The organism is Thioalkalivibrio sp. ALE10, assembly GCF_000381385.1.
GTDB lineage: Bacteria > Pseudomonadota > Gammaproteobacteria > Ectothiorhodospirales > Ectothiorhodospiraceae > Thioalkalivibrio.
Window position 1 is genome coordinate 95,552 of sequence record NZ_KB906453.1, and the last position, 24,132, is coordinate 119,683.

Genomic DNA, 24,132 nt, shown 5'->3' on the forward strand with positions numbered 1-24,132 from the left:
TCCCTGTTCGGGCCGGGCGTTCCGGGCCCGGCGGCAACTGGTTGGTGATGGCGCGGCCGCGGGCGGCGCCACATGCGGCGGTCAGTTGTCGGAATCGGTGTCCTGCGGCCGGGCGGCCTGCTCGAGCGCTTCCACCCGGGCCTCCAGTTCGGCGAGGCGCTCGCGGGTGCGCTCCAGCAGGGCGACCTGGACGTCGAAGTCCTCGCGGGTCACCACGTCCATGCGCTCCAGACCGGCCTGCAGCGAGCTGCGCACCTGGCGGTGGACGTCTTCCTGCACGCTGCGCACCGATTCCGGCAGGCTTTCGGTGATGCGTCGGGCGAGGTCATCGAAATGTTTCGGGTCAAGCATGCCTGCGGTCTCCGGGTTTCGGTTCTTCCAGTCTAACGCGTTCCGGTGTCATTGCGAGGCCGACCGGCCGCCATCCACCGGGATCACCTGGCCGGTGATGTAGGGGGACTCCAGCAGCAGGAAGCGCACGGTGCGGGCGATATCCGCCGGGTCGCCGGGCCGCTTGAGGGCCGTGCGCTCCACCATTGCCTCGTGGGGGGCGACGTTGGCCGGGTCCTCGGGACTGAGGATCGCCCCCGGTGCCACGCCGTTGACGCGCACCTCCGGGCCCAGCTCGCGTGCCAGCGACTGGGTCAGGGCATGCAGCCCGGCCTTGGCCGCGGAATACACCGGGTAGCCGCTCAGCGGTCGCAGGGCGTGGATGTCGACGATGTTCACCACCGCACCGCCACTCGCCCGCAGGGCGGGGGTGCAGGCCTGGGTCAGGAACAGCGGGGCGCGCACGTTGGAGCCCATCAGATCGTCCCATTGCGCCATGGTGATCTCGCCCACTGGCGTGGGGTAGAAGGTGGAGGCGTTGTTGACCAGGAAGTCCAGCCGGCCGCGCCAGACATGCGCTTCCCGGGCCAGGGCCTCCGGGGCCTGCGGGTCGAGCAGGTCGGCCTGCAGCGGCCGGGCACTGTCGGGACGCCGGGCGTTCAGTTCGTCGGTCAGCGCTTCGGCTTCGGCGCGCGAGCGCCGACAGTGCACGATGACGTCCAGTCCGGCGGCGTGCAGTTCGCGCGCGATGGCCGCGCCGATGCGCCGCGCGCCGCCGGTGATCAGGACCACGCGGCGTTCGCCGGCGTCCTCCGGGGGTTTCGGTGAATCCTTGCCTGGGGCACTCTCTGCCACTGCCAACTCCCTGCATGGAACGAATGACCAATGCCGCCGGCAGAATCTAGCACAGGCCCCGGGGACCCGGCCGCGGACCTTTCCGCGCGGCTGGTGGACTCCCTGCAACAGAGCATCCGCGAGGCCGGAGGGTTCCTGCCCTTCGTCGAATACATGGACCGGGCGCTTTACGCACCGGGTCTGGGATATTACGTCAACGGGGCGCACAAGCTGGGCGCGGGCGGGGATTTCGTGACCGCGCCGGAGATCTCGCCGTTGTTCGGCGAGACCCTGGCGGCATGGCTGGCGCCGGTGCTGCAGCAGGACCTCGGCGGCGAGGGCGTGATCCTGGAATTCGGCGGAGGCACCGGGAGGCTGGCGGGCGACGTGCTGGACACCCTGCGCGAGGCGGGCGTGCCGTGGGCGGGGTACTGGATCCTGGAGGTCAGTCCGGACCTGCGCGAGCGTCAGCGCGAGTATCTGCAGGGCGTGCTGCCGGCGGAAGACTTCGCGCGGGTGACCTGGCTGGATGCCCTGCCGCGGGAGGCCTGGCGCGGCGTGGTGCTGGCCAACGAGGTGCTGGATGCCCTGCCGGTGGAGCTGTTCCGCTGGCGCGACGGGGCGGTGGGGCAGATGGGCGTGTCCGCGGACGAGGGCGGTCTGGTGCTGGCCGAACGCCTGGCCCCGGAGCCGCTGCGCAGCGCAGTGTACGAGCTGCACGCGCGCTGCGGGCCGTGGCCCGAGGGTTACACCTCGGAGTGGCGTCCGGCCCAGAACGCCTGGGTCGCGGCCGCGGCGGAGCATCTGGAGCGCGGCGCGGTGGTGATCGTCGACTACGGCTTCCCGCGCGACGCCTTCTACGCCCCGGAGCGGCATCAGGGGACGCTGGTGGGCTACCACCGTCAGCAGATGGTGCTGGATCCACTGGCGCAGCCGGGGCTGATGGATCTGACCGCCAGCGTGGATTTTACCGCCGTGGCCGAGGCGGCGGATGCCGCCGGGCTGGAGGTCGCGGTGTACGCCGCGCAGGGCGAGTTCCTGCTGGCGGCCGGATTGCCCGCGCGCTTCGATGCGCGGGTAGGCGACGCCAGTGACGCCGAGACCACCCTGCGTGCGGCGCAGGCGGTGCGCATGCTGACGCTGCCGGGAGAGATGGGCGAGCGATTTCAGGTGATGGCCCTGACCCGCGACTGCCCGTCGCTGCCGCGGGCCGGCCTTCCCGACCGCCGGGGGCGGCTGTGACGGAGACACGGGGCCGGTGCGGGCACTTTCCCGCCGGGGCGCCGCGGGGCATGATTCCCGGATGAACGTACTCGGCATCGAAACCTCCTGCGACGAGACCGGCGTGGCGCTGATCAGCGACCGCGAGGGTCTGCTCGCGCACCGGCTCTACAGCCAGACCGATCTGCACGCGGTCTACGGCGGCGTGGTGCCCGAGCTGGCCTCGCGTGACCACGTGCGGCGCCTGCTGCCGCTGGTGCGCGCAGTGCTGGACGAGGCCGGCATGCGCGGGGAAGAGCTGGATGCCATCGCCTACACCGGCGGTCCGGGGCTGCTGGGGGCGCTGCTCACCGGCGCCGCCGTGGCGCGTTCGCTCGCCTGGGGCTGGGGTGTGCCGGCCCTGCCGGTGCATCACCTCGAGGGACATCTGCTGGCGCCGATGCTGGAGGGCGAGTTCGAATTCCCGTTTCTGGTGCTGCTGGTGTCCGGCGGGCACACCCAGCTGATCCATGCCCGTGCGCTCGGCGATTACGAGCTGCTGGGCGAGAGCATCGACGATGCCGCCGGCGAGGCCTTCGACAAGACCGCGAAGCTCCTGGGGCTGGGCTATCCGGGCGGGCCGGCGCTGGCGCGGCTGGCGGCCGACGGACAGGCGGATGCGCTGCGCCTGCCGCGGCCGATGCTCGACCGGCCCGGTCTGGACATGAGCTTCTCCGGGCTGAAGACCGCGGTGCTGACGGCCGTGCGCAAGGGCGGACACGCCCCGGCGGATGTCGCGCGGGCGTTCGAGGAGGCGGTCAGCGAGACCCTGGTGGAGAAGACCCGGCGTGCGCTGAAGCAGAGCCGTGCGCCGGCGCTGGTGGTGGCCGGCGGGGTGGCCGCGAACGCGACCCTGCGCGCGGGTCTGGAGCGCATGGCGCGCGAGAGCGGCGTGCCGGTGCATTTTCCGCGGGCGGAATTCTGCACCGACAACGGAGCGATGATCGCGCTGGCCGGCCTGCGCCGGCTGCAGACCGGGCGCGCCGCCGAGGCGGTGGACGACGCCGGCACCCCGGTCATCCATGCCCGGGCGCGCTGGCCGCTGGCGGAGCTGACCGGCTGAAGCCGTGCCGCAGCCGCCCTACGCGGTGCCGTCGCCTCCGGTGTCGTCTTCCCCGGAGGCGGGCTTTTTCTTCTCGCCGATGCGGGATTCCTCGCCGCGCATCAGCCGCCGGATGTTTTCGTCATGGCGGATGAACAGGATCAGGGCCATCACCGCGACCAGCGTGACGATCCAGAAATCCGGCTCGCCCGGGGCGAAGGCCAGGTACAGCGGCGCCGCGCCGGCGGCCACCAGCGCCGCCAGCGAGGAATAGCGCCAGATCGCCGCGACCGCCAGCCAGGTCAGCGCGCTCAGCAGGGCGACCAGCGGGTTCAGCGCCAGCAGGACCCCCAGCGCGGTGGCGACACCCTTGCCGCCCTGAAAGCGGTAGTACACTGGCAGGACGTGGCCGAGGAAGGCCGCCAGGCCCACGGCGCCCGCGGCCCAGCCCGGCAGGTCCGTCCACTGCAGGACGATGAAGACCGGCAGCCAGCCCTTGGCCACGTCGCCCAGCAGGGTGATCAGGGCCGCCGTGCGGCCGCCGGTGCGCAGCACGTTGGTGGCGCCGGGGTTGCGCGAGCCGCTGGTGCGCGGATCGGGCAGCCGCAGCGCATGGCTGACCAGGATCGCGCTGGATACGGACCCGAGCAGATAGGCGAGGACGATGGCAATGGCGCTGAGCATGGTGGAGCGGTTCCGGTTGGCGAATGCGGGCCCATCATACGCAACGGGACGTGGCCGGGGCAGGGGGCGCTCGTGAGCGACGGGAGCGCCCCCGCGCTGGTTCTGCTGCATGGCTGGGGTTTCTCCGGCGCGGTCTGGGAGCCCGTGATCCGTGCGCTGCGGGCGCGGGGGTACGCGGGGAGGATCCATGCCCCGGACCTGCCCGGCCATGGCGCCGCCGGCGGCGGTGACGAGCTGGCCGATCCGGATGCCGTCGCCGCGCAGCTGGTGGCGGGGTTGCCCGACGACCTCGAGAGTCCCGTGTGGGCCGGCTGGTCGCTGGGCGCACTGCCCGCGCTGGCCGTCCGGGGCGCGCATGCGCGGGGACGCATCCTGGTGGCGGGAAGTCCGCGCTTCGTGCGCGCGGCGGACTGGCCGGAGGCAATGGATCCCCGCGAGCTGGACGGTTTTGCCCGTCTGCTCGGCGGCGACACCGGACGCCTGCGCCGCCAGTTTGCTGCGCTGTGCGCGCGGGGCGCGCAGGAGCCCGCCGCGCTCGCGCGTTCCCTGCGCGGCGGGCTGGAAGCGGCGGCGGCGCGACCCGAGGCCCTGGTGGCGGGGCTCGCCGCGCTGCGTGATGCGGACCGGCGTGGCGATCTGGGCGCCGGGTTGCCGCTGGCCGCGCTGCTGGCCGAAGACGACGCCCTGATCCCGCCGGGTCTGGAACGGCATCTGGCGACCCGGGTGCCCGGGGCGCGCATTCGGCGGGTGCCCGGTCCGCACGCCCTGCCGCTGGCGGCGCCCGATACGGTCGCCGAATTCATCCATGCAACGCTGGCGGAGATCCCCGCATGAGCGACATCGACCCTTCCGGCTTCGAACTCGACAAGGCACGGGTGCGTGAAGGCTTTGCCCGCGCCGCTGCCGACTACGAAACGCACGCGGCAGTGCAGCGCGAGGTTCAGGGGCGCCTGCTCGAACGCCTGGACCTGATCCGCATGCAGCCGGAACGCGTGATCGATCTGGGCTGCGGGATCGGCGAATCGTTCGACGACCTGGCCCGCCGTTATCGCAGCGCCCGTCTGACCGGGGTCGACTTCGCGCCGCCCATGCTGCAGCGGGCCCGCCGGCGCGGGCGCTGGCTGCGGCGCCCGCGGGTGCTGTGTGCCGACATGGAGGCCCTGCCGCTGGCCGACGCCTCGCAGGATCTGGCGATCTCCAGCGCCGCACTGCAGTGGTGCAGCAGTCTGGATCGCGCGTTTGCCGAGGTCCGCCGGATCCTGGCGCCCGGTGGCCTGTGGATGTTCACCACCTTCGGCCCGGCCACCCTGAGCGAGCTGCGCGAGGCGTTCGCCGCGGTGGACGGCGGTGCGGCCGCCCACGTGAATGCCTTCATCGACATGCACGACATCGGCGATGCCCTGGTGCGCGCAGGCTTCGCCGACCCGGTGATGGATCAGGAAACCCTGACCCTGACCTATCCCGATCTCACCCGACTGATGCGCGATCTGCGGGGTGTGGGGGTGCGCAACGCCCTGGCCGGGCGTGGCCGCGGGCTTACCGGCCCCCGGCGCCTGGTGGCCGTGGCCGAGGCCTACGCCGAGCGATTCGGCGTGGAAGGCCGCCTGCCGGCGACCTGGGAGGTCGTGTACGGGCACGCCTGGGTGCCGGATGCGCCCCCGCCGCGCGCGCCGGAAGGGCGCACCATCCCGATTCGGCCGGTCTCCTGACGTCCGCCCCTCGCACTCCCTCGAAAATCCCGCGAAAAATCGCGGGTGCGTGATTTGCCTCAACACCGAGTGGAATCACTCGGTGCACTCTCGCGTCAGGGGTATCCGCCGGTGTATCCTTCAGCGGCCAGAAAGTTCCCCTGCTCTCGAACGAATGTCCGACTGCAGGGGGTGGTCTTGGTTTTTTTTGTCGACCGGTAATGGGGTAGAGTTCTGAGCCCCCGATCCATCGGGACCTTCGTGTTCCCCGCAGCAAGGTGGAAAAGTCATGTCACAAGCAGCCACTACCGCGGGTGCCGCACCCGCAGCGTCAGTCGCTTCAACCGAGCAGTACAATTACGCGATCGTCAAGAAGTTCGCGGTTGCCGCCGTCCTCTGGGGCGTGTTCGGCATGGCCGCCGGGGTCTGGATTGCCTCGCAGCTCGCGTGGCCGTTCCTGAACTTCGACATCGCACAGATCACCTTCGGGCGCTTCCGCCCGGTGCACACCACGGCGGTGATCTTCGGCTTCGGGGGTAACGCCCTGTTCGCCACGTCCTATTACGTCGTTCAGCGCACCTGTCACGCGCGACTGTGGAACGACTCCCTGGCCAGTTTCACGTTCTATGGCTGGAACCTCGCGCTCATCCTGGGCGTGATCAGCTACATGGCCGGGATCACGCAGGGTCGCGAATACGCCGAGTTCAACTGGCAGATCGACCTGATCATCCTGGTGACCTGGGTGGTGTACTTCCTGGTCTTCACCATGACGCTGCTGCGCCGGAACCAGCCGCACATCTACGTGGCGAACTGGTTCTTCATGTCGTTCATCCTCGCGACCGCGCTGCTGCACATCTTCAACAACATCGAAGTGCCGGTGGGTCTGTTCAATCCGCAGTCCTACCCGATGTTCTCCGGTGTGCAGGACGCGATGCGTCAGTGGTGGTACGGCCATAACGCGGTGGGCTTCTTCCTGACGGCCGCGTTCCTCGGGATGATGTACTACTTCGTGCCGAAGCAGGCCGGCCGTCCGATCTACTCGTACAAGCTGTCGATCATCCACTTCTGGGCGCTGATCTTCCTGTACATGTGGGTGGGTGCGCACCATCTGCACTGGACGGCCCTGCCGGACTGGGTCTCCACCCTGGCGGCGACCTTCTCCATCCTGCTGCTGCTGCCGTCCTGGGGCGGCATGATCAACGGGATCATGACCCTGTCCGGTGCCTGGGACAAACTGCGTACCGACCCGATCATGCTGTTCCTGATCACCGCGCTGGCGTTCTACGGCATGTCGACCTTCGAAGGTCCGATGATGTCGCTGAAGAGCGTGAACGCCCTGTCCCACTACACCGACTGGACGGTGGGCCACGTGCACTCCGGTGCCCTGGGCTGGGTGGCGATGATCAGCTTCGGCTCGCTCTATCACCTGATCCCGCGGCTGTGGAACGTGAACCTCTACAGCCTGAAGCTGGTGTACGTGCACTTCTTCCTCGCCACGGTGGGCATCGTGCTGTACATCACCGCGATGTGGGTGGCCGGTATCGGTCAGGGGCTGATGCTGCGTGCCTTTGACCAGTACGGGAACCTGGCCTACACCTTCACCGAGTCCGTGGTGTTCCTGCATCAGCCGTACGTGGTCCGTGCCATCGGCGGCGGTCTGTTCCTCCTGGGCATGGTGATCATGGCGTTCAACATCTTCATGACGGTCCGCTCGGGCATCAAGGCGGAAGCCCGTGCCCGTCAGGAAGCCATCGAAGCCGAAGCCCGTACGGCCTGATCAGGGAGAATAGGAACCATGAAGCACGAAAGCGTAGAGACTAACAGCGGACTCCTGATCGTCCTGATCCTGGCCGTCATCAGTGTCGGCGGCCTGGTCGAGATCGTCCCGCTGTTCTACATCGACGACACCGTCGAAGAGGTGGATGGCGTCCGGCCCTATACCCCGCTGGAGCAGCGGGGGCGCGACATCTACATCCGGGAAGGCTGCTACGCCTGCCATTCGCAGATGGTGCGGCCCTTCCGTGACGAGATGCTGCGTTACGGCAATTACTCGCTGGCGGCCGAGTCGCAGTACGACTATCCGTTCCAGTGGGGGTCCAAGCGGACCGGCCCGGACCTTGCCCGGGTGGGCGGAAAGTACTCCAACGAGTGGCAGGTCCAGCACCTGATCGACCCGCAGTCGCTGGTGCCGGAATCCATCATGCCGGGTTACCCGTGGCTGGCGGAGACGCCTCTGGACATGTCCGACCTCGAGGACCGGATGATTGCCCTGAAGCGCGTGGGCGTTCCTTACTCCCTTACGGAAGAGGAGTACGAGCGTAACGTCGAGAAGTACGGCGAAGAACACGCCCGCATGTTCGACATCAACCGGGCGGAGGAAAACCTGATCGAACAGGCCCAGGCCGAGAACTTTGACGGCAACAGCGCCACCATTACCGAAATGGACGCCATTGTTGCCTACATGCAGGTTCTGGGAACCATGGTCGATTTCAGTGAATACGATGACGGCCACTTTGCCGAGTTCCGGTAAGCCGTCAGGGAGCTCGATTCCGTCATGCTGAGTTTGTGGGAATGGATCCAGGACATGGGCAACAGCAAGACCCTGGCCCTGATCCTGTTCATGAGCACGTTCGTCGGGGTGGTGATCTACCTGTTCGCCAGCCCCCGGCGTGCACGGAAATTCGAGACGTATCGCTACATTCCTCTGGATGATGATGATTCACATCGGGAGCCGACGACGTCCCGGCGTGACAAAACCGAGAGTGACGAGCAATGAGCACACAGGACAATCGCAAACCGGGTCAGGGTGAGGTGGAAACCACCGGTCACGTCTGGGACCAGGACCTCGCCGAATACAACAATCCGCTGCCGCGCTGGTGGCTGTGGGGCTTTTACGCCACGGTGGTGTTCGCCCTGGTCTACTGGGTCCTCTACCCGGCCTGGCCGATCGGCGACGACTTCACCAAGGGACTGGCCTCGGTGACCTACGAGCAGGACGGCGAGGAGGTCACCACGCACTGGAACACCCGTGCGCTGTTCTACCGGGACATGCAGACCGGTGAGTACGCCGTGCGCCAGCGCGACATGCTGGAACAGGTGGCGGGCATGGAGTACGCCGAAATCCTGCAGGACGCGGATGCCATGAGCTTCGTGAACGCCTACGCCCAGGGTTCCTTCGGGACCTGGTGCGCGGCCTGCCATCAGGTGGGCGGTGCCGGCGTGATCGGCCAGTATCCCAACCTGCGGAACGACCACTGGAAGTGGGGCGGCACGGTCGAGCAGATCGAAGAAACCCTGGTTCAGGGGCGCCTGGGTTACATGCCCGGTTACCGGGGCAGGCTTTCGGACGAGCAGCTGGATGACGTCTCCGCTTTCGTCCTGTCGATGAACGGCTACGACATGGATCCGGCCGCGGTCGAGGCGGGCGAGCGGGTCTTCACCGGCTATGACGGCGGCTGCTTCCAGTGCCACGGTACCGGGGGCGAGGGGATCGAATCCCAGGGCGCGCCCAACCTGACCAATGACATCTGGGGTCTGGTGGACGTCCACGGTGCCGCCGACGATGGCGAGCGTCAGCGTCAGGTCGCGCGTTTCATCCGCAACGGGGCCCAGCGCGAGATGCCGGCCTTCGCGGATCGGCTGTCGGATGAAGAGATCAAGATCCTGACGGCCTACGTGCACTCCCTCGGTGGCGGGCAGTAAGCCCGCTGCCTCTGCCGCGTCGATATCCGACCGCATGGGTGCGAGGTTCTTGACCTCGCACCCGCATTAGCTGTTAATGATTCAAATCCCATGGGGCACCGGACCTGCGGCGTCCCCGATCCGGGGCCGTTCCCCGGGAGGCATTGATGGCGGAACAGCAGCCGATGTACGAAGCCCGTATTCCGATCCATCCGCGTTCGGTTAAAGGGCGGTTCCGCAACCTCAAGACCGGTATCCTGCTCGTCGCCTACAGCGTCTATTTCCTGCTTCCGTGGATCCGCTGGGAGCGCGAGTACGGCCCCAACCAGGCCATCCTCTTCGATATCCCGGGTCGCCAGTTCTTCCTGTTCGATCTCGTGGTATATCCCCAGGATATTTTCTGGCTGGCCGGTTTCCTGATGCTGGCGGCCGTCACTCTGTTCTTTGTGACCGGCCTGGCCGGTCGCGTGTTCTGCGGCTATTTCTGTTTCCAGACCCTGTGGACCGACGTGTACATGTACCTGGAGCGGAAGATCCAGGGCGAGCGGCCGGCGCGGATCCGGCTGTCGAAGCAGCCATGGAACGGCGAAAAGATCCTGAAATATGCCGCGACGCATGCCTCCTGGCTGCTGGTTGCGTTCGCGACCGGGCTGGGGTTTGTCCTCTACTGGGGGGATGCGCCCACCATCGTGCAGCAGTTCTTCGTCGGCGAGGCCGTCTTCGCGGCCTATGTGACAGCGGGTATCCTCACGGCCACCACCTACACGGCCGCGGGGCTGGCACGCGAGCAGGTCTGCACCTTTATCTGCCCGTACGCGCGGTTCCAGAGCGTGATGTTCGACAAGGACACCATGATCGTGTCCTACGACGAGGACCGCGGCGAAGGTTCGGCAGGGCGGGCGAAACCGGTCAAGGGGCTTCAGACGCGCGAGGAGCGCCAGGCGGCGGGCGTCGGCGACTGCATTGATTGCGGCTATTGCGTGCAGGTGTGTCCCACCGGGATCGACATCCGGGACGGTCTCCAGTATCAGTGCATCCACTGCGCGCTGTGCGTGGACGCCTGCGACACGATCATGGACAAGCAGGGCTGGCCCCGCGGCCTGATCCGCTACACCTCGGAACGCGAGCTGGAAGGTGGCAAGACGCACCCGATCCGCCTGAAGACCGTGGGTTACGGGGCGGTGATGCTGGTCATCCTGGGGGCCCTGGTGGCGAGCATCCTGGATCGTCCGCCGATGGATGCCAACGTGAATCAGGTCCGCCAGCCCCTCTACGTCCAGATGTCGGACGGCCAGATCCAGAACTCCTACGAGATCCGCCTGAACAATACGAGTCAGGAAGTGCTCGACTTTGAACTGGGAATCGCTGGTCTGGACGATGCCACGCTGGATCTGGGGCAGGTGTCGGACATCCGCCTGGAGCCGGGCGAACGCCTGACGGTGCTGGCGCGAGTGCGCTACGATGTCCCGGCGGATGCCTCCGGATCCCGGATCCCGTTCGACTTCGTGATTACGGATCGTCAGGGTCGGATCGACCCCTACACGATCGGCTCCCAGTTCAGCTACGCACGCTGACCGGAGGGCGGACCTCTACCCCGGCAAACGGATGCGCCGGGGTTTGCAAACACCGGACGCAACCCCGTCCCCGTGGACGTTGAAGGCATCATGAGCAACCTGGTTATTACCCTTGGCCTGGGCAGTGCCGCCCTGGCGCTGCTGTTCTTCCTGATCTACCGCTTCACGCGCCTGCGCGCCTATCATGCGGCTGCCGTCGTGGTGGCGGTCATGCTGTTCGTGTTCATCCCGGCTTCCATCCTTACCTGGCAGGGGGCCGATGTCTTCGCCATCCATCTGGCGCTGTACGTGATCGTGCCTTACGGGCTCGGGATCGTGTTCAGCCAGAAGGAGGCCGAGGCAGCCGCCGGCAAGGCCCACGTGGGTCGTTTGCACTGGGCCCCGATGGTGATCGTCGGGTTCTTTACCATCATCGCGACGGTTCAGGCCGTGCTGATTACCCTCGCCCACAACGGCATGCCGGACCGTTTCATCGGTACCCTGCTGCCCGAGCCGGACGCCCCCGTGGAGCGTGTGACCTCGGCGTTCCCGGGGCTGGTCGACGGCTTCGAGGACCGCGACCAGGCGCTGGCGGTACATCGCATGAGCGAACTGGAGGAACAGGCCTCGCGTGGCTGGGAGATCCGGCAGGGGTGGCTGGGAGAGCCCCGCAAGGGGGAGACCGAGACCCTGCGGGTCGAGGTCCGCGACGCCGAGGGCCGGCCTCTGGAAGGGGCAGAGGTCACGGGTACTTTCCTCTGGCTCGCCGACCATCGCAAGGATCAGCCCTTCGCCATGCGCGAACGCGGTGACGGATTCTACGAGGTCGACGTGGCACTTCCCGAGGCCGGGCGCTGGGATCTGCGCTTCTTCGTCGAACGCGACGGGGCGCAGGTCGAACAGCAGGCGAACACGCGCGTTCACGGTCACTCCGGCTGACGGCTGGGGTCCCGATGAGGCCATGCGTCTGACCCTGTCGTGAGCCAGCATGCGGTGAACGAACCGGCCCCGTCGGAGGCGGCGCCGGAGGGGCGCTGTTTTCACTGCGGTCTCGAGGTGCCCCCCGGTGCCGACTACCCGGTGGAGTTCGAGGGCACCTGGCGCCCCACCTGCTGCCCCGGCTGCCAGGCCGTTGCGGGCGCGATCATCGAGCGCGGCCTCGGGTCATATTATCATCATCGCACCGCGCCGCCGGCCGCATCGGGCGACAGCATCGTCCCCGACGAGCTGCGCGAACTCGAACTGTTTGACGCCCCGGCGGTTCAGCGCCAGTTCGTGACGGCGCGCGAGGCCGCCTCCGGTGAACGTCGCGAGGCGTCGCTGATCCTCGAGGGCATCACCTGTGCGGCCTGCGTCTGGCTGAACGAGCGCCATGTGCAGGCACTGGACGGCGTCGAGGAATTTCGCGTCAATTACTCCACGCATCGGGCCCGGGTGGTCTGGGACCCCGAGCGTCTGGCGCTGTCCGATATCCTGCGTGCGATCCGGGACATCGGTTATCGCGCCCATCCCTACGACCCCGGCACGCGCGAACAGGCTCTGGCGCGCGAACGCGGGCTCGCCCTGCGTCGTCTGGGGGTTGCCGCGCTCGGCATGATGCAGGTGATGATGCTCGCCGTGGCCCTGTGGCTGGGGGAGGGAGATCCGCAGCACGAATCGATCATCGATTTCATGCGCCTGGTGGCCGCGATCTTCGCCACACCGGTGGTGCTGTACTCCGCGATTCCGTTCTATCAGAGCGCGTGGCGGGACCTGCGCCACCGACAACTGGGCATGGACGTCCCGGTCAGTATCGCGATCATCGCGACCTACCTGGCCAGCGTGTGGGCGGTGTTCTCCGGCACCGGCGAGCATGTCTATTTCGAGTCGGTGGTGATGTTCGTCTTCTTCCTGCTGACCTCGCGTTACCTCGAGCTGATGGCGCGCCAGCATGCGAGCGAAGCGGTGGATCGCATGGACCGTCTGGTACCGGCGATCGCACGTCGGGTCACCGACCATGGCGAAACCGAGTCGGTGCCGGTCGCCGAGCTCGAGCCCGGCGATCGGGTGCAGGTGCGGCCGGGTGAATCGGTGCCTGCGGATGGGGTGGTGGTGGATGGGCGATCGACGGTGAACCGGGCCCTGCTGACCGGGGAACCCGAGCCGCGCCCGGCCAGTGCCGGTACCGATGTGGTCGGAGGCACGGTGAACGTCGAGAGCCCGCTGGTGGTGGAGGTGCGCCGGGTCGGAGCGGAGACCACCCTGGCGGCGATCCAGCGGCTGCTGGATCGGGCGCAGACCGAAAAGCCCCGGGTCGCGCGCATGGCCGAGGCCGGTACCGGGTGGTTCGTCGCCGCGGTGCTGGTCCTCACGCTGCTGGCCGGGCTTGTCTGGTATTTCCTGATCGACCCGGGCCGCGCCCTGTGGGTGATGGTCGCCATGCTGGTCGCGACCTGCCCGTGCGCCCTCGCCCTGGCGACGCCGGTGGCGCTCACCGCGACCACGGGGACCCTGACGCGCGACGGCGTTCTGCTGACCCGGGGCTCCGCGCTGGAGGCCCTGCCCGGTGTCACCACCGTGTGCCTGGACAAGACGGGAACGCTCACAGAAGGCCGGCCCCGCCGGGTGACGACCGAGATACATGACCCCGCTTTCGATCCCGGGCGCGCGCTGGCCTGGGCCGCGGCTCTGGAGCGGCATTCCGAACACCCGCTGGCACGCGCGCTGGTCGCCGAGGCGGGCGGGCAGCCGGTCGCGGTCGGGGTCGAGAATCACCCCGGCGAGGGTCTGACCGGCACGATCGACGGGCATCCGGTCGCTGTCGGCGGCGCGTCGCTGATGCCCGTCGCCCCGCCAACCGGCCCGAACACCACGCCCGACCCGCTGGCCTCGCCGGTGTGGCTGGCGGTGGACGGCCGGGTGGTGGCGACCTTCTGGCTGGCGGATACCCCGCGCGCCGAGGCCGCGGACACGGTCCGGGCCCTGCAGGACCGCGGCCTGCGGGTCGTCCTGCTGACCGGTGACCGGCCCGAGGCGGCGGCGAGTTTCGCCGAGCGGCTCGGGATCGCGGAAGCCCACGGGGGGTTGTCGCCGGACGACAAGCTGGCCCATGTGCGCGAACGTCAGGCACGTGGCGAGTGCGTGCTGATGGCGGGCGAGGGGGTCAACGATGCTCCGGTGCTGGCCGGGGCCGACGTATCCCTGGCGATGGGCGGTGGCAGCAGCCTGGCGCGCACCCGCGCGGACCTGGTCCTGCTGTCGGATCGCCTCGACCGTCTGCCCGGCGTGTTCGAGCGGGCCGGGGCGACACGGCACGTGATTCGGCAGAACATCATCTGGGCCATCGGCTACAACGTCGTGGCCCTGCCCGTGGCCGCCTCCGGCATCCTGACCCCGTGGCTGGCCGCGCTGGGGATGTCGCTCAGTTCGCTGCTGGTGGTGGGCAACGCCCTGCGCCTGCGGCCGCCGCGCCCGCGTGACTCGACCTGAGCGGTACCCGCGCGGGGTTTTGACGCCCGCCGCTGCCTCCGTACACTGGAGGCATGAACATCCTGTACCTGCTCATTCCGCTGGCCATGCTGTTCGCCCTGGTGGTCGGACTGCTGTTGCTGTGGGCGATCCGCTCCGGACAGTACGATGACCTCGAGGGGCCGGCCCACCGTATCCTGATGGACGACGATGACCCCAGGATTCCCACGCAGCCTCCGGCCAGCGGGTCCGGCGGGCGCAGGGCGGAGAAGGAGCGGCATGAGGACGACGGGCAGTCCCGGGCCTCCCGGCGTCCGGAGGAGGCCGGTTCGGGCGCGCGCGACGGCTGACCCCCTTGCGCCCGTCGCCGAACCGGCTTAATCTTGCCCCCGAAAACGTAATGGATGTTGAGGTGCCGTCATGCGTAACTGGTTTACCTTCGAGAATTTCCCGCTGACCTTCACGGCGGCGCTGATCATTTTCTCCTGGTTCAGCTTTTTCTCGGTGATCCTCTTCGGCTGAGGGGCTACCGGAAGACCGCGAACGCAAAAGCCCCCGGCGACGCCAATCGCCGGGGGCTTTTTCGATCACGGCCCCTGCGAAAGGGCGCAAATCCGCGAATCAGTCGGCGAAGGCCGTGCGGATCTTGCGGATTGCGGCATTCTCGATCTGCCGGATGCGTTCGGCCGAGACGCCATGTTCCGCCGCCAGCTCGTGGAGCGTGGCCTTCTGCTCGCCCATGTAGCGGCGCATCAGGATGTCGCGCGACCGCTCGTCCAGGCCTTCCAGGGTCTCGCCCAGGCGCGAGCGATAATGCGCCTCCCAGTCGGCCTCCTCGGCCACCCGGGCGGGATCGTCGCTCATGTCCTCCAGGCTCAGGCGCTGCGCCGGCGCCAGGGCTGCGCGCTCCTCGTCATCGCTTTCGGGCAGCGGGTCGAAGCTGGTGTCCTGGCTGGCCAGGCGGTTTTCCATCTCCCAGACTTCCGCCTCGCTGACGCCGAGGTCTTCGGCCACGGCCGACACCTCCTCGCGGTTCATCCAGCCCAGGCGCTGCTTGGCACTGCGCAGGTTGAAGAACAGCTTGCGCTGCGCCTTGGTCGTCGCGACCTTCACGATGCGCCAGTTGCGCAGGATGTACTCGTGGATCTCGGCCCGGATCCAGTGTACGGCGAAGGAGACCAGGCGCACGCCCTGGTGCGGATCGAAACGCCGCACGGCTTTCATCAGGCCCACGTTGCCTTCCTGGATCAGATCGCCCAGCGGCAGGCCGTAGCCCTTGTAGCCGCGGGCCACGTGCACCACGAACCGCAGGTTGTGCAGAATCAGGCTGCGAGCGGCTTCAAGGTTGTTGCGCTCGTGCAGTTCCAGCGCCAGTTCGCGCTCCTGCTCGACGTCCAGCACCTCGATCTGCGATACCGCCTGCATGTAATGATTGAGATCGCCCACCGGTACGGGCATGTCCGCGCGATGGGGCATCAGTGCCTGACTCATGGATTCGCATCCCTCCGTTCGTAACCGCTTCAACCTTAGCACTCAAGCCATTCGAGTGCTAAACCCTCCGGGAGTTCCGCAATATGGGGTGTGCACCGCCGATTTCAACCCGGGGTCGGTCACGGGGATCACGGGGCATCCCGCAGGGCGTGTCCGCTGCCCAGACGTGCGCCCGCCCAGCCGAGGATAACCGCCGCCATGACCACGCCCAACGCAACCTCGGGGCCCGGTAAACGCAGGGCATAGTCGATATCGAAGGCCCCGGCGGCCGTCTCCAGCGGCTCGCGCGCCAGCCAGGTGCCGAGGTAGAGCAGGAGCACGGCGAACAGCCCCCCGCCCAGCCCGCCATAGACGCCCCCATAGAGCGACGGACGGCGCAGGAAGCGGTGGGTTGCGCCACTGATCCGCGCGATGGTGATCTCCTCGCGCCGCTCGCGCAGTTCGGACGCGCTGGCCAGGGCCAGCACCAGCAGGGCACCCAGGCCCAGCAGGCCGGCGACGATCGTGAGGACCCGCGTACCGAGCTGGTACAGCGCGTTGAGCTGGCGCACCCACTCGTCATCACTGACCAGCGTGGCGTCGGGGAAACGCTCCGCCAGGGTCGTCTCGAGACGCGTGACCGTTTCCGGGTCGCTGCGCTCCGGCACCACGTCCAGGGTGTCCGGCAGGGGGTTGCCGTCCATCCAGTCGAGCAGGGCCGGATCGGCCAGGTCGGCGCGATAGTCCTCCAGGGCGCGTTCGGCCGGGACGGCCGTCACGCGGCCGACATCCGCGAGCCGCTCCAGCTCCCGCGCGTGCTCCTGCAGTGCGCCGGATTCGCCGGCTTCCAGATAGACCGCGATGCGCGGTTCATGGTCGACGTGCGCGGAGAGTGCCCGCGCATTGTCCAGCAGGACCCACAGGAATGCGGGAAGCGCCAGGATGAACCCCAGCACCGCGATGCTGATCAGGGACATGATCGGGGCCTGCAGCCGCCGTGCGAGGCTGCGCCGGGCGGCGTCCGCGTGGGCCTCGCGCCAGGCGCCCAGGCGGTCGCGCAGGGCCCGGGCGCGGTTCATGCGCCGGCCTCCTGGCGTGCGCGGGCCTCGATGCGCCCGTCCTCCAGATGCAGCACCGGATGCGGCATGCGTTCCACCAGCTCCTGGTCGTGCGAGGCCACCAGCGCGGTCATGCCGATCCGGTTGAAATCGGCGAACAGGGCCAGGATCTCGCGTGACAGTGCCGGGTCGAGGTTCCCGGTGGGCTCGTCCGCCAGCAGCAGGGCCGGGCGGTGGACGATCGCGCGGGCGATCCCGACCCGCTGCTGTTCCCCGGCCGACAGGGTCTGTGGCCGCGCCCCTTCGCGCTGCAGCAGGCCCACCTTGTCCAGCGCCGCGCGCACCCGGCGGCGGATCTCGGGTCGCCGGTACCCCATGATCTCCAGCGGCAGGGCGATGTTGTCGTACACCGGGCGGTCATACAGCAGGCGGTGATCCTGGAATACCAGTCCGATGCTGCGGCGAAACTGCGGGATGTCGCGCGCGGAGAGCTGATCGAGATCAAAGCCGTTGACCCGCAGGCGGCCACGGGTCGGACGTTCCAGCCCGGCAATCAGGCGCAGCAGGGTACTTTTGCCCGCCCCGGACGGGCCGGTGATGAACGCCATCACTCCGGGGTCGATCTTCAGGCTGACCTGACTGAGGGCCTCGGAGTGGGAGCCGAACCGCTTGGTGACGCGCTGCAGGAAGATCATCGACGGGTCAGTCGTCGTCCCGGCCGAGCAGGGCCCGTACGAAGCGTCGGGCGTCGAAGGGCTGCAGGTCCTCGGGCTTCTCGCCCACGCCGATGAAGCGCACCGGGACGCCCAGCTGTTCCGCCAGGGCGAAGATCATCCCGCCCTTGGCGGTACCGTCCAGTTTGGTGACGACGATGCCGGTCAGGCCGAGGGCCTCGTGGAACTGCTTCGCCTGGCTCAGGGCGTTCTGTCCGGTGCCGCCGTCCACCACCAGCAGGACCTCGTCCGGGGCCTGCGCATCCAGCCGGCCCATCACCCGCTTGACCTTGCGCACCTCGTCCATGAGGTTGGTCTGGGTGTGCAGGCGCCCGGCGGTGTCGGCGATCATCACGTCGATGCCGCGCGAGGTGGCGGCCTGCAGGCCGTCGTAGACGACCGAGGCGGAGTCGGCGCCGGTCCCCTGGGCGATCACCGGCACCTCGTTGCGTTCGCCCCAGTTCTGCAGCTGCTCCACCGCCGCGGCGCGGAAGGTGTCGCCGGCGGCCAGCATCACGGAGAAGTCGTCGGCGCGGAAGTGATGGGCCAGCTTGCCAATGGTCGTGGTCTTGCCCGCGCCGTTGATGCCCACCACCAGGATGGAGAACGGCCGACCCGGATCATCGGGCAGGGTCAGCGGTTCGGAGACCGGTTCCAGCACCTCGATCATCGCGTTTTCCAGCGCGTCCATCAGCGCTTCGGCGTTGTCGAGCTCGCGCCGCTTCACCTCGCCGGTGATTCGGTCCATGATCTTCTGCGTGGCTTCCAGGCCGACATCCGCCATCAGCAGGCGCTCTTCCAGTTCCTCGAAGAGCTCGTCGTCGATGCGCCGGCGGAACAGGCTGCCGAGATCGGCGTTGAGCACCTGGCCGGTTTTGGACAGGCCCTGGCGCAGGCGCCGGAACCACCCGCCGCGCGCCGGTTTTTCCTCGGCGGCCGGTGTCGCGTCGTTCGCGGAGTCTTCGGACTTTTTCTTTTTGCGGAAACCGAACATGCCGGGAGAGGTCTGTTGAGAGATGCATAATCTTAGGGAAACGCTGATCAATATGCACGTTCGCGCTCGAGTCGCTTTTGCGTGCGAACAAGGCGCGGCGACCGCCGTGCAGTCATTCTGCACAAGGGAGTCGCAACGCCGTGCGCGCGCAAAAGCGGCCGAGCCCCTTCGGGGTTGGCGCCCCGGGTTCCCCGATCCTGCGTTGCGCCGCTTGCGGGTAGAACCACTACCCGCTGCGCGACGCGCCTTGTCTCGGAAAACCCGGGGTGCCAACGCGAACGTGCATATTGATCAGCGTTTCCCTGGCACGAGGCAGGAGCGCAAAATGCGTGTTCACGTCCCGGGGTTGGCCCCGCTGCTGTTTTGCCTGATGGCCCTGTTCGCGGCTCCCGCCGCGGCATCCGGGTCCATCACCGACAATGTTGTCGAGACCCGTCTGGACAACGGCCTGACCGTCCTGGTGCTGGAGGACCGGCGGGCGCCGGTGGTTTCCACCCAGATCTGGTATCGCGTGGGCTCGGCCGACGAATACGGCGGGGTCACCGGCATCTCGCACATGCTGGAACACATGATGTTCCGCGGCTCCGAGGCCTTCGAGCCCGGTGAATTCTCGCGCGTCGTGTCGCGCCTGGGTGGTCGCGAGAACGCGTTTGTCGGGCGCGACTACACCGGCTATCACCAGCTGCTGGGCAGCGACCACTGGGAGACCCTGCTGGAGATGGAGGCCGAGCGCATGCAGCACCTGCGCCTGACCGAGGAGGAATTCCTGCCCGAGCGCGAGGTGGTGCGCGAAGAACGGCGCCAGCGCGTCGAGGACCGGCCCAACGCGCGCCTGCGCGAGGCGTTCATGGCCGCGGCCTTCCATGCCGATCCCTACGGCCAGCCGGTGATCGGCTGGATGAGCGACATCGACGAGTACAGCGTGGAGGCCCTGCAGGACTGGTACGACACCTGGTACACCCCGGATAACGCGGTGGTCGCGGTGGTCGGGGACGTCGACGCGGACGCGGTGGTGGCTGCCGCCGAACGCCATTTCGGCGACATCCCCGCCGGCGCGGGCGGGGAACGCCCGGCGCGCAGCGAACCCCCGCAGACCGGAGAGCGGCGCATCACCGTACAGGTGCCGGCCGAACTGCCCTACGTGATGATGGGCTGGAAGGCGCCGTCGCTGAATTCGCTGGAAGAGCCGGACGATGCCTATGCCCTGCTGGTGCTGGAGGGGGTGCTGTCCTCCGGCGAGGCCTCGCGGCTCGCCCGCGAGCTGGAGCGCGGCCGCGAGATCGCCGGCTCCGCGTCGGCCAGCTACAGCCCGTTCACCCGCCGTGACGGGCTGTTCATGCTGGGCGGGGTGCCGGCGGCGGACACCGATCCCGGGGAACTGGAGGCCGCCCTGCGCGAGCAGATCGAGCGCCTGCGCGAGGAGCCGGTGGGCGAAGATGAACTGGAACGCGTGCAGGCGCGGGTCGTGGCGTCCGAGGTCTACGGCCGCGACTCGGTGCATGCGCAGGCGTCGCAGCTGGCGATGCTGGAGACGGTCGGCATCGGCTGGCAGGAGCTGGGTGCCTTCGTCGAGCGGGTGCGCGCGGTCACCGCGGAGGATGTGCGCCGCGTCGCGCAGGAATACCTGGTGCCGGAGACCCTGACGGTGGGGATCCTGGATCCGCTGCCGCTGGACGAGCGCGAGTCGGAGGAACCGGCCGCCGAGTATGGAGGTGCCCTGTGATGCGCTGGACGGGAGTGTTGCTGGCGGTGCTGTTCGCCGCGCCGGCGGCGGCGATGGAGATCGAACGCTGGGAGACCGACGAGGGCCTGCAGGTGCTGTACTTCGAGGCGCCCGAACTGCCCATGGTGGACCTGCGCCTGACCTTTGATGCCGGTGCGGCGAGGGACGGCGAATTGCCGGGGCTGGCGCGCATGACCAGCCGGAGCCTGCGTCACGGCACGACGGAGATGGATGCCGATGCGCTGGCCGAGCGTTTCGAGTCCGTCGGTGCCCGCTTCAGTACCAGCTCCCAGCGGGACATGGCCGTGGTCTCGCTGCGCAGTCTCACCGAGACGGACTGGCTCGACACCGCGATGGAAACCCTGACCACGGTGCTCGCGGAACCCGCCTTCCCCGAGGACGACTTCGACCGGGCGCGACGCCAGGCCCTGCTGGGACTGCAGCGGGAGCGTCAGGAGCCGGGCAGTGTGGCCGCGCGGCGTTTCCACGAGCTGGTTTACGCCGGTCATCCGTACGCCAACTGGCCGGCGGGGGATCGCGAGAGCCTGGAGGCGATGAGCGCCGAGGATGCGCACGGCTTCTTCGAGCGGTATTACACGGCGCGCAACGGCGTGCTGGCGATCACCGGCGGCGTGGATCGCCGGCAGGCCGAAGCTCTGGCGGCGCGGGTCTCGCAGGCCCTGCGTCCCGGTGAACCGGCCGAACCGCTGCCGCCGGTGCCGCCGCTGGAGGGTGCGGTGACCGAGCATGTCCCGTTCCCCTCGGAGCAGGCGCACATCCGCATCGGCGCACCGGCCCTGCGGCGTGGGGACGATGCCTATTACCCGCTGACCCTGGGCAACCACGTCCTGGGCGGAGGTGGCTTCACCTCGCGTCTGTTCCGCGAGCTGCGCAGCGAGCGCGGACTGGCGTACTCTGTCAGCAGCAGTTTCGGGTCGCGCGCCGCGGAGGGGCCGTTCAGCGTCTCGATGCAGACCGGCACCGAGCAGACCGGCGAGGCGGTGGAAGCCCTGCACGAGCAGATCCGGCGCTGGCATGCCGAAGGCGTGGAGCCGACCGAGCTGGAGGCCTCGCGCGCCAACGTGGTCAATGGCTTCCCGCTGCGCCTGGCGTCCAGCTCGGGGATCGTGTCGCATCTGGCCCTGATCGGGTTCTACGATCTCGGCGCGGATTATCTGACGCACTACCCCGCACGGATGGAAGCGGTGACGCCGGACGACGTGCAGCGGGCCATACGGGAACGGGTCGATCCGCAGGCCCTGGTCACGGTGATCGTCGGTGGCGAAGAACCGTAGGCGCGGGGCGGGTTCCGCGGGGCGGCGCGGCCGCGAGTCCCGGGTCCGCATCATCGGCGGCGCGTGGCGTCGGCGCTGGCTGCCGGTGGCCGACGTACAGGGCCTGCGTCCTACCGCCGACGCCCTGCGCGAGACCCTGTTCAACTGGCTGCAGCCGCATCTGCCCGGTGCGCGGGTGCTGGACCTGTACGCCGGTACCGGGGCCCTGGGGTTCGAGGCGGCCTCGCGCGGGGCGCAGTCGGTGCTGATGGTGGAGCGCGACCGGCGTGCCGTCGCGCGGCTGCAGCAGGCCGTCGAAGAGCTGGGCGCCAGCGGCGTGGAGGTGCGCTGCGCCGATGCGGCCCGCCTGCTGGAGGCGGGCCCGGACGTCGCCGCCCCGTTCCACGTGGTGTTCCTCGACCCGCCGTTCGAGCGCGACCTGCTCGCCCCGGCTCTGCGCACCCTGGCGGGTGAGGGCTGGCTGGCGCCCGGGGGGCGCGTGTATGTCGAGCTGGAAGCCCATCGCGACCCGGCGGAGGTGACGGGGGCGCAGTGGCACATCCTGCGCGAGCGCACCGCAGGGCAGGCCCGGGGGCTGCTGCTGGAGCCGGCGGAGCCGCTTTTTTGCAGTACCCCGGGGCATTCGCTACCGTAGGATCATCCGTTCAAGGCATTTCCATCCGCGTGCGGGGCCGGCGTCAGCGTCCCACGACCCGGCCGCCACGCTACCCATGCACAAGGGGAGTCATCCATGGATGAATCATCCACCCCCGGTCTGTCCCAGACGCGCGTGCGCGGCTTCGGGGTCATCTGCAGTCCGGTCTTCATCATCGCCAGCATCATCATCGTGGCCTTCGTGCTTTTCGGGGCGGCGTTTTCCGAGACGGCCGAAGGCCTGTTCGTGCAGACGCGCGACGGCATCTCCCGTTACCTCGGCTGGTACTACATGCTGGTGGTGACGATCTTCCTGATCTTTGCCCTGTACCTGATGTTCAGCCGTTACGGCGGGGTGCGTCTGGGCGATCAGTTCGAACCCCCGCGTTTCAGCTATGCGTCCTGGTTCGCGATGCTGTTCTCCGCCGGCATGGGCATCGGGCTGCTGTTCTTCTCCATCGCCGAGCCGATGTACCACTACATGTCGCCGCCGCATGCCGAGGGTGAATCCAGCGCGGCGGCGATGGAGGCGATGCGCTACACCTTCTTCCACTGGGGACTGCACGCCTGGGCGATCTACATCATCGTGGGTCTGTCGCTGGCCTACTACGCCTACCGACACAACCTGCCGCTGCTGATCCGCTCCTCGCTGTACCCGTTCATCGGCGACCGCATCTACGGCCCGTGGGGGCACCTGGTCGACATCCTTGCACTGTTCGGGACCATGTTCGGGGTCGCGACCTCGCTGGGTCTGGGGGTCATGCAGATCAACTCGGGCCTCAACTTCGTCTTCGGCATCGAGGAAAGCACTCTGAACCAGGTCGTGCTGGTCGCGATCATCACCCTGATCGCGGTGGGCTCCGTGGCCCTGGGCGTGGACCGCGGGATCAAGCGGCTGTCCAACTTCAACATCGGCCTGAGCGTGGTGCTGATCGCGCTGCTGCTCGTGCTCGGACCCACCCTGTTCATCCTGCGGACCCTGGTGGAATCCACCGGGGTCTACGTCCAGAACCTGCCCGCGATGAGCCTGTGGGCCGATACCATCGAGGATTCCGGCTGGGCCACGACCTGGACCATCTTCTACTGGGGCTGGTGGATCTCCTGGGCGCCGTACGTCGGCATGTTCATCGCGCGGGTCTCGCGCGGGCGCACCATCCGCGAATTCGTGACCGGCGTGCTGCTGGCGCCGACCGCGGCCGGGTTCGTCTGGCTGTCGGTGTTCGGCGGCACGGCCATGGGTTTCCAGCTGGAAGGTGTAGCCGACGTGGCCGGGCAGGTGTCCGAACAGATGGAGACCGCGCTGTTCCTGACCATCGAGGCCCTGCCGATGCTGGACTGGATGGCGATCGCGGTGATGAGCGCGGCAACCCTGCTGATCGTCACCTTCTTCGTCACCTCCTCGGACTCCGGTTCGCTGGTGATCGACACCCTGGCCTCGGGTGACGTGCGCAATCCCACCGTGACCCAGCGCGTGTACTGGGCCGTGGCCGAAGGGATCGTGGCCTCGGTGCTGCTGGTGGCCGGGGGGCTGGGCGCGCTGCAGGCGGCGGCCATCAGTGTCGGCCTGCCGTTCTCCATCGTGATGCTGATCATGATGGTGGGGCTGTACCGCTCGCTGCAGCAGACCGAGGCCGTCACGCCCAGCCGTTATCAGCGCGAGGCACCGCCGCCGCATACGCTGTTCGGCTACACCGAAGACCTCGACGAGAAGATCCGCTAGGAGGCAT

The 24,132-nt window shown here is 68.4% G+C and carries 23 protein-coding genes; 16 read left to right on the plus strand and 7 right to left on the minus strand.

All coding sequences use genetic code 11. The features are described 5' to 3' along the window. Window positions 1-81: 81 nt before the first annotated feature. Together F788_RS0108570 and F788_RS0108575 are read right to left on the minus strand one after the other, a co-directional pair. Entirely contained in the window at window positions 82-351 is a 270-nt protein-coding gene (locus F788_RS0108570; RefSeq protein ID WP_018869073.1) for an accessory factor UbiK family protein, read from the minus strand. Window positions 352-399: 48 nt separating this feature from the next. Next, window positions 400-1,122: a pteridine reductase gene (locus tag F788_RS0108575; RefSeq protein ID WP_038037657.1), complete on the minus strand. Its 723-nt coding sequence runs from the start codon at window positions 1,120-1,122 to the stop codon at window positions 400-402. Window positions 1,123-1,215: 93 nt separating this feature from the next. Here F788_RS0108575 and F788_RS0108580 point away from each other — a divergent pair, with 93 nt between their 5' ends. Continuing rightward, window positions 1,216-2,406: a class I SAM-dependent methyltransferase gene (locus tag F788_RS0108580; protein ID WP_019589894.1), complete on the plus strand. Its 1,191-nt coding sequence runs from the start codon at window positions 1,216-1,218 to the stop codon at window positions 2,404-2,406. 61 nt (window positions 2,407-2,467) lie between these two features. Beyond that, window positions 2,468-3,487, plus strand: a complete 1,020-nt coding sequence (tsaD, locus tag F788_RS0108585; protein ID WP_019589895.1) for a tRNA (adenosine(37)-N6)-threonylcarbamoyltransferase complex transferase subunit TsaD — start codon at window positions 2,468-2,470, stop codon at window positions 3,485-3,487. A gap of 18 nt (window positions 3,488-3,505) precedes the next feature. Here tsaD and plsY read toward each other — a convergent pair whose 3' ends face one another. After that, window positions 3,506-4,150 (minus strand): glycerol-3-phosphate 1-O-acyltransferase PlsY, encoded by a 645-nt coding sequence (plsY, locus tag F788_RS0108590; RefSeq protein WP_019589896.1) that lies wholly within the window; start codon window positions 4,148-4,150, stop codon window positions 3,506-3,508. A gap of 72 nt (window positions 4,151-4,222) precedes the next feature. Between plsY and F788_RS0108595 the strand changes: the two genes are divergently transcribed. The 10 genes from F788_RS0108595 (at window position 4,223) to ccoS (ending at window position 14,869) form a co-directional block, all read left to right on the plus strand. Further along, the gene (locus tag F788_RS0108595) at window positions 4,223-4,984 is read left to right on the plus strand and encodes an alpha/beta fold hydrolase (protein WP_019589897.1); all 762 of its coding nucleotides are present in this window, start codon (window positions 4,223-4,225) and stop codon (window positions 4,982-4,984) included. Beyond that, window positions 4,981-5,859, plus strand: a complete 879-nt coding sequence (gene bioC, locus F788_RS0108600; protein WP_019589898.1) for a malonyl-ACP O-methyltransferase BioC — start codon at window positions 4,981-4,983, stop codon at window positions 5,857-5,859. The genes F788_RS0108595 and bioC overlap by 4 nt, the downstream gene beginning before the upstream one ends. 268 nt (window positions 5,860-6,127) lie before the next feature. Beyond that, the gene (gene ccoN / locus F788_RS0108605) at window positions 6,128-7,615 is read left to right on the plus strand and encodes a cytochrome-c oxidase, cbb3-type subunit I (RefSeq protein WP_038037639.1); all 1,488 of its coding nucleotides are present in this window, start codon (window positions 6,128-6,130) and stop codon (window positions 7,613-7,615) included. A gap of 18 nt (window positions 7,616-7,633) precedes the next feature. Next, window positions 7,634-8,368, plus strand: a complete 735-nt coding sequence (ccoO, locus tag F788_RS0108610; protein ID WP_019589900.1) for a cytochrome-c oxidase, cbb3-type subunit II — start codon at window positions 7,634-7,636, stop codon at window positions 8,366-8,368. A gap of 24 nt (window positions 8,369-8,392) precedes the next feature. Continuing rightward, window positions 8,393-8,614, plus strand: coding sequence for a cbb3-type cytochrome c oxidase subunit 3 (locus F788_RS0108615; RefSeq protein ID WP_019570135.1), 222 nt, complete (start codon window positions 8,393-8,395; stop codon window positions 8,612-8,614). Beyond that, window positions 8,611-9,540 carry a cytochrome-c oxidase, cbb3-type subunit III gene (ccoP, locus tag F788_RS0108620; RefSeq protein WP_019589901.1) on the plus strand — a complete coding sequence of 310 codons (930 nt, stop codon included), beginning with the start codon at window positions 8,611-8,613 and terminating at the stop codon, window positions 9,538-9,540. The genes F788_RS0108615 and ccoP overlap by 4 nt, the downstream gene beginning before the upstream one ends. A gap of 146 nt (window positions 9,541-9,686) precedes the next feature. Beyond that, the gene (gene ccoG, locus F788_RS0108625) at window positions 9,687-11,093 is read left to right on the plus strand and encodes a cytochrome c oxidase accessory protein CcoG (protein ID WP_019021590.1); all 1,407 of its coding nucleotides are present in this window, start codon (window positions 9,687-9,689) and stop codon (window positions 11,091-11,093) included. Between the two features lie 90 nt (window positions 11,094-11,183). Next, window positions 11,184-12,011: a FixH family protein gene (locus tag F788_RS0108630; protein WP_019570138.1), complete on the plus strand. Its 828-nt coding sequence runs from the start codon at window positions 11,184-11,186 to the stop codon at window positions 12,009-12,011. Window positions 12,012-12,050: 39 nt separating this feature from the next. Next, window positions 12,051-14,540, plus strand: a complete 2,490-nt coding sequence (locus F788_RS0108635; protein ID WP_019589902.1) for a heavy metal translocating P-type ATPase — start codon at window positions 12,051-12,053, stop codon at window positions 14,538-14,540. 53 nt (window positions 14,541-14,593) lie between these two features. Then, entirely contained in the window at window positions 14,594-14,869 is a 276-nt protein-coding gene (gene ccoS / locus F788_RS0108640; protein WP_018869087.1) for a cbb3-type cytochrome oxidase assembly protein CcoS, read from the plus strand. 271 nt (window positions 14,870-15,140) lie between these two features. On the opposite strand, the gene rpoH is transcribed toward ccoS, so the two are convergent. From rpoH to ftsY, 4 genes are all read right to left on the minus strand, one after another. Then, window positions 15,141-16,010: an RNA polymerase sigma factor RpoH gene (gene rpoH, locus F788_RS0108650; protein WP_019589903.1), complete on the minus strand. Its 870-nt coding sequence runs from the start codon at window positions 16,008-16,010 to the stop codon at window positions 15,141-15,143. 128 nt (window positions 16,011-16,138) lie between these two features. Then, window positions 16,139-17,068 carry an ABC transporter permease gene (locus F788_RS0108655; RefSeq protein WP_018869090.1) on the minus strand — a complete coding sequence of 310 codons (930 nt, stop codon included), beginning with the start codon at window positions 17,066-17,068 and terminating at the stop codon, window positions 16,139-16,141. Continuing rightward, entirely contained in the window at window positions 17,065-17,742 is a 678-nt protein-coding gene (gene ftsE, locus F788_RS0108660; RefSeq protein ID WP_018869091.1) for a cell division ATP-binding protein FtsE, read from the minus strand. Before ftsE ends, F788_RS0108655 begins: the two co-directional genes overlap by 4 nt. Before the next feature lie 7 nt (window positions 17,743-17,749). Continuing rightward, window positions 17,750-18,754: a signal recognition particle-docking protein FtsY gene (gene ftsY / locus F788_RS0108665; protein WP_019589904.1), complete on the minus strand. Its 1,005-nt coding sequence runs from the start codon at window positions 18,752-18,754 to the stop codon at window positions 17,750-17,752. A gap of 325 nt (window positions 18,755-19,079) precedes the next feature. On the opposite strand from ftsY, the gene F788_RS0108670 reads away from it, so the two are divergent. From F788_RS0108670 to F788_RS0108685, 4 genes are all read left to right on the plus strand, one after another. After that, window positions 19,080-20,477, plus strand: a complete 1,398-nt coding sequence (locus tag F788_RS0108670) for a pitrilysin family protein (protein ID WP_019592887.1) — start codon at window positions 19,080-19,082, stop codon at window positions 20,475-20,477. After that, window positions 20,477-21,772 carry a pitrilysin family protein gene (locus F788_RS0108675; protein WP_019589906.1) on the plus strand — a complete coding sequence of 432 codons (1,296 nt, stop codon included), beginning with the start codon at window positions 20,477-20,479 and terminating at the stop codon, window positions 21,770-21,772. Before F788_RS0108670 ends, F788_RS0108675 begins: the two co-directional genes overlap by 1 nt. Beyond that, window positions 21,756-22,406, plus strand: coding sequence for a 16S rRNA (guanine(966)-N(2))-methyltransferase RsmD (gene rsmD / locus F788_RS0108680; protein WP_019589907.1), 651 nt, complete (start codon window positions 21,756-21,758; stop codon window positions 22,404-22,406). The genes F788_RS0108675 and rsmD overlap by 17 nt, the downstream gene beginning before the upstream one ends. Window positions 22,407-22,502: 96 nt before the next feature. Then, entirely contained in the window at window positions 22,503-24,125 is a 1,623-nt protein-coding gene (locus F788_RS0108685) for a BCCT family transporter (RefSeq protein ID WP_019589908.1), read from the plus strand. The last annotated feature ends 7 nt before the right edge of the window (window positions 24,126-24,132 follow it).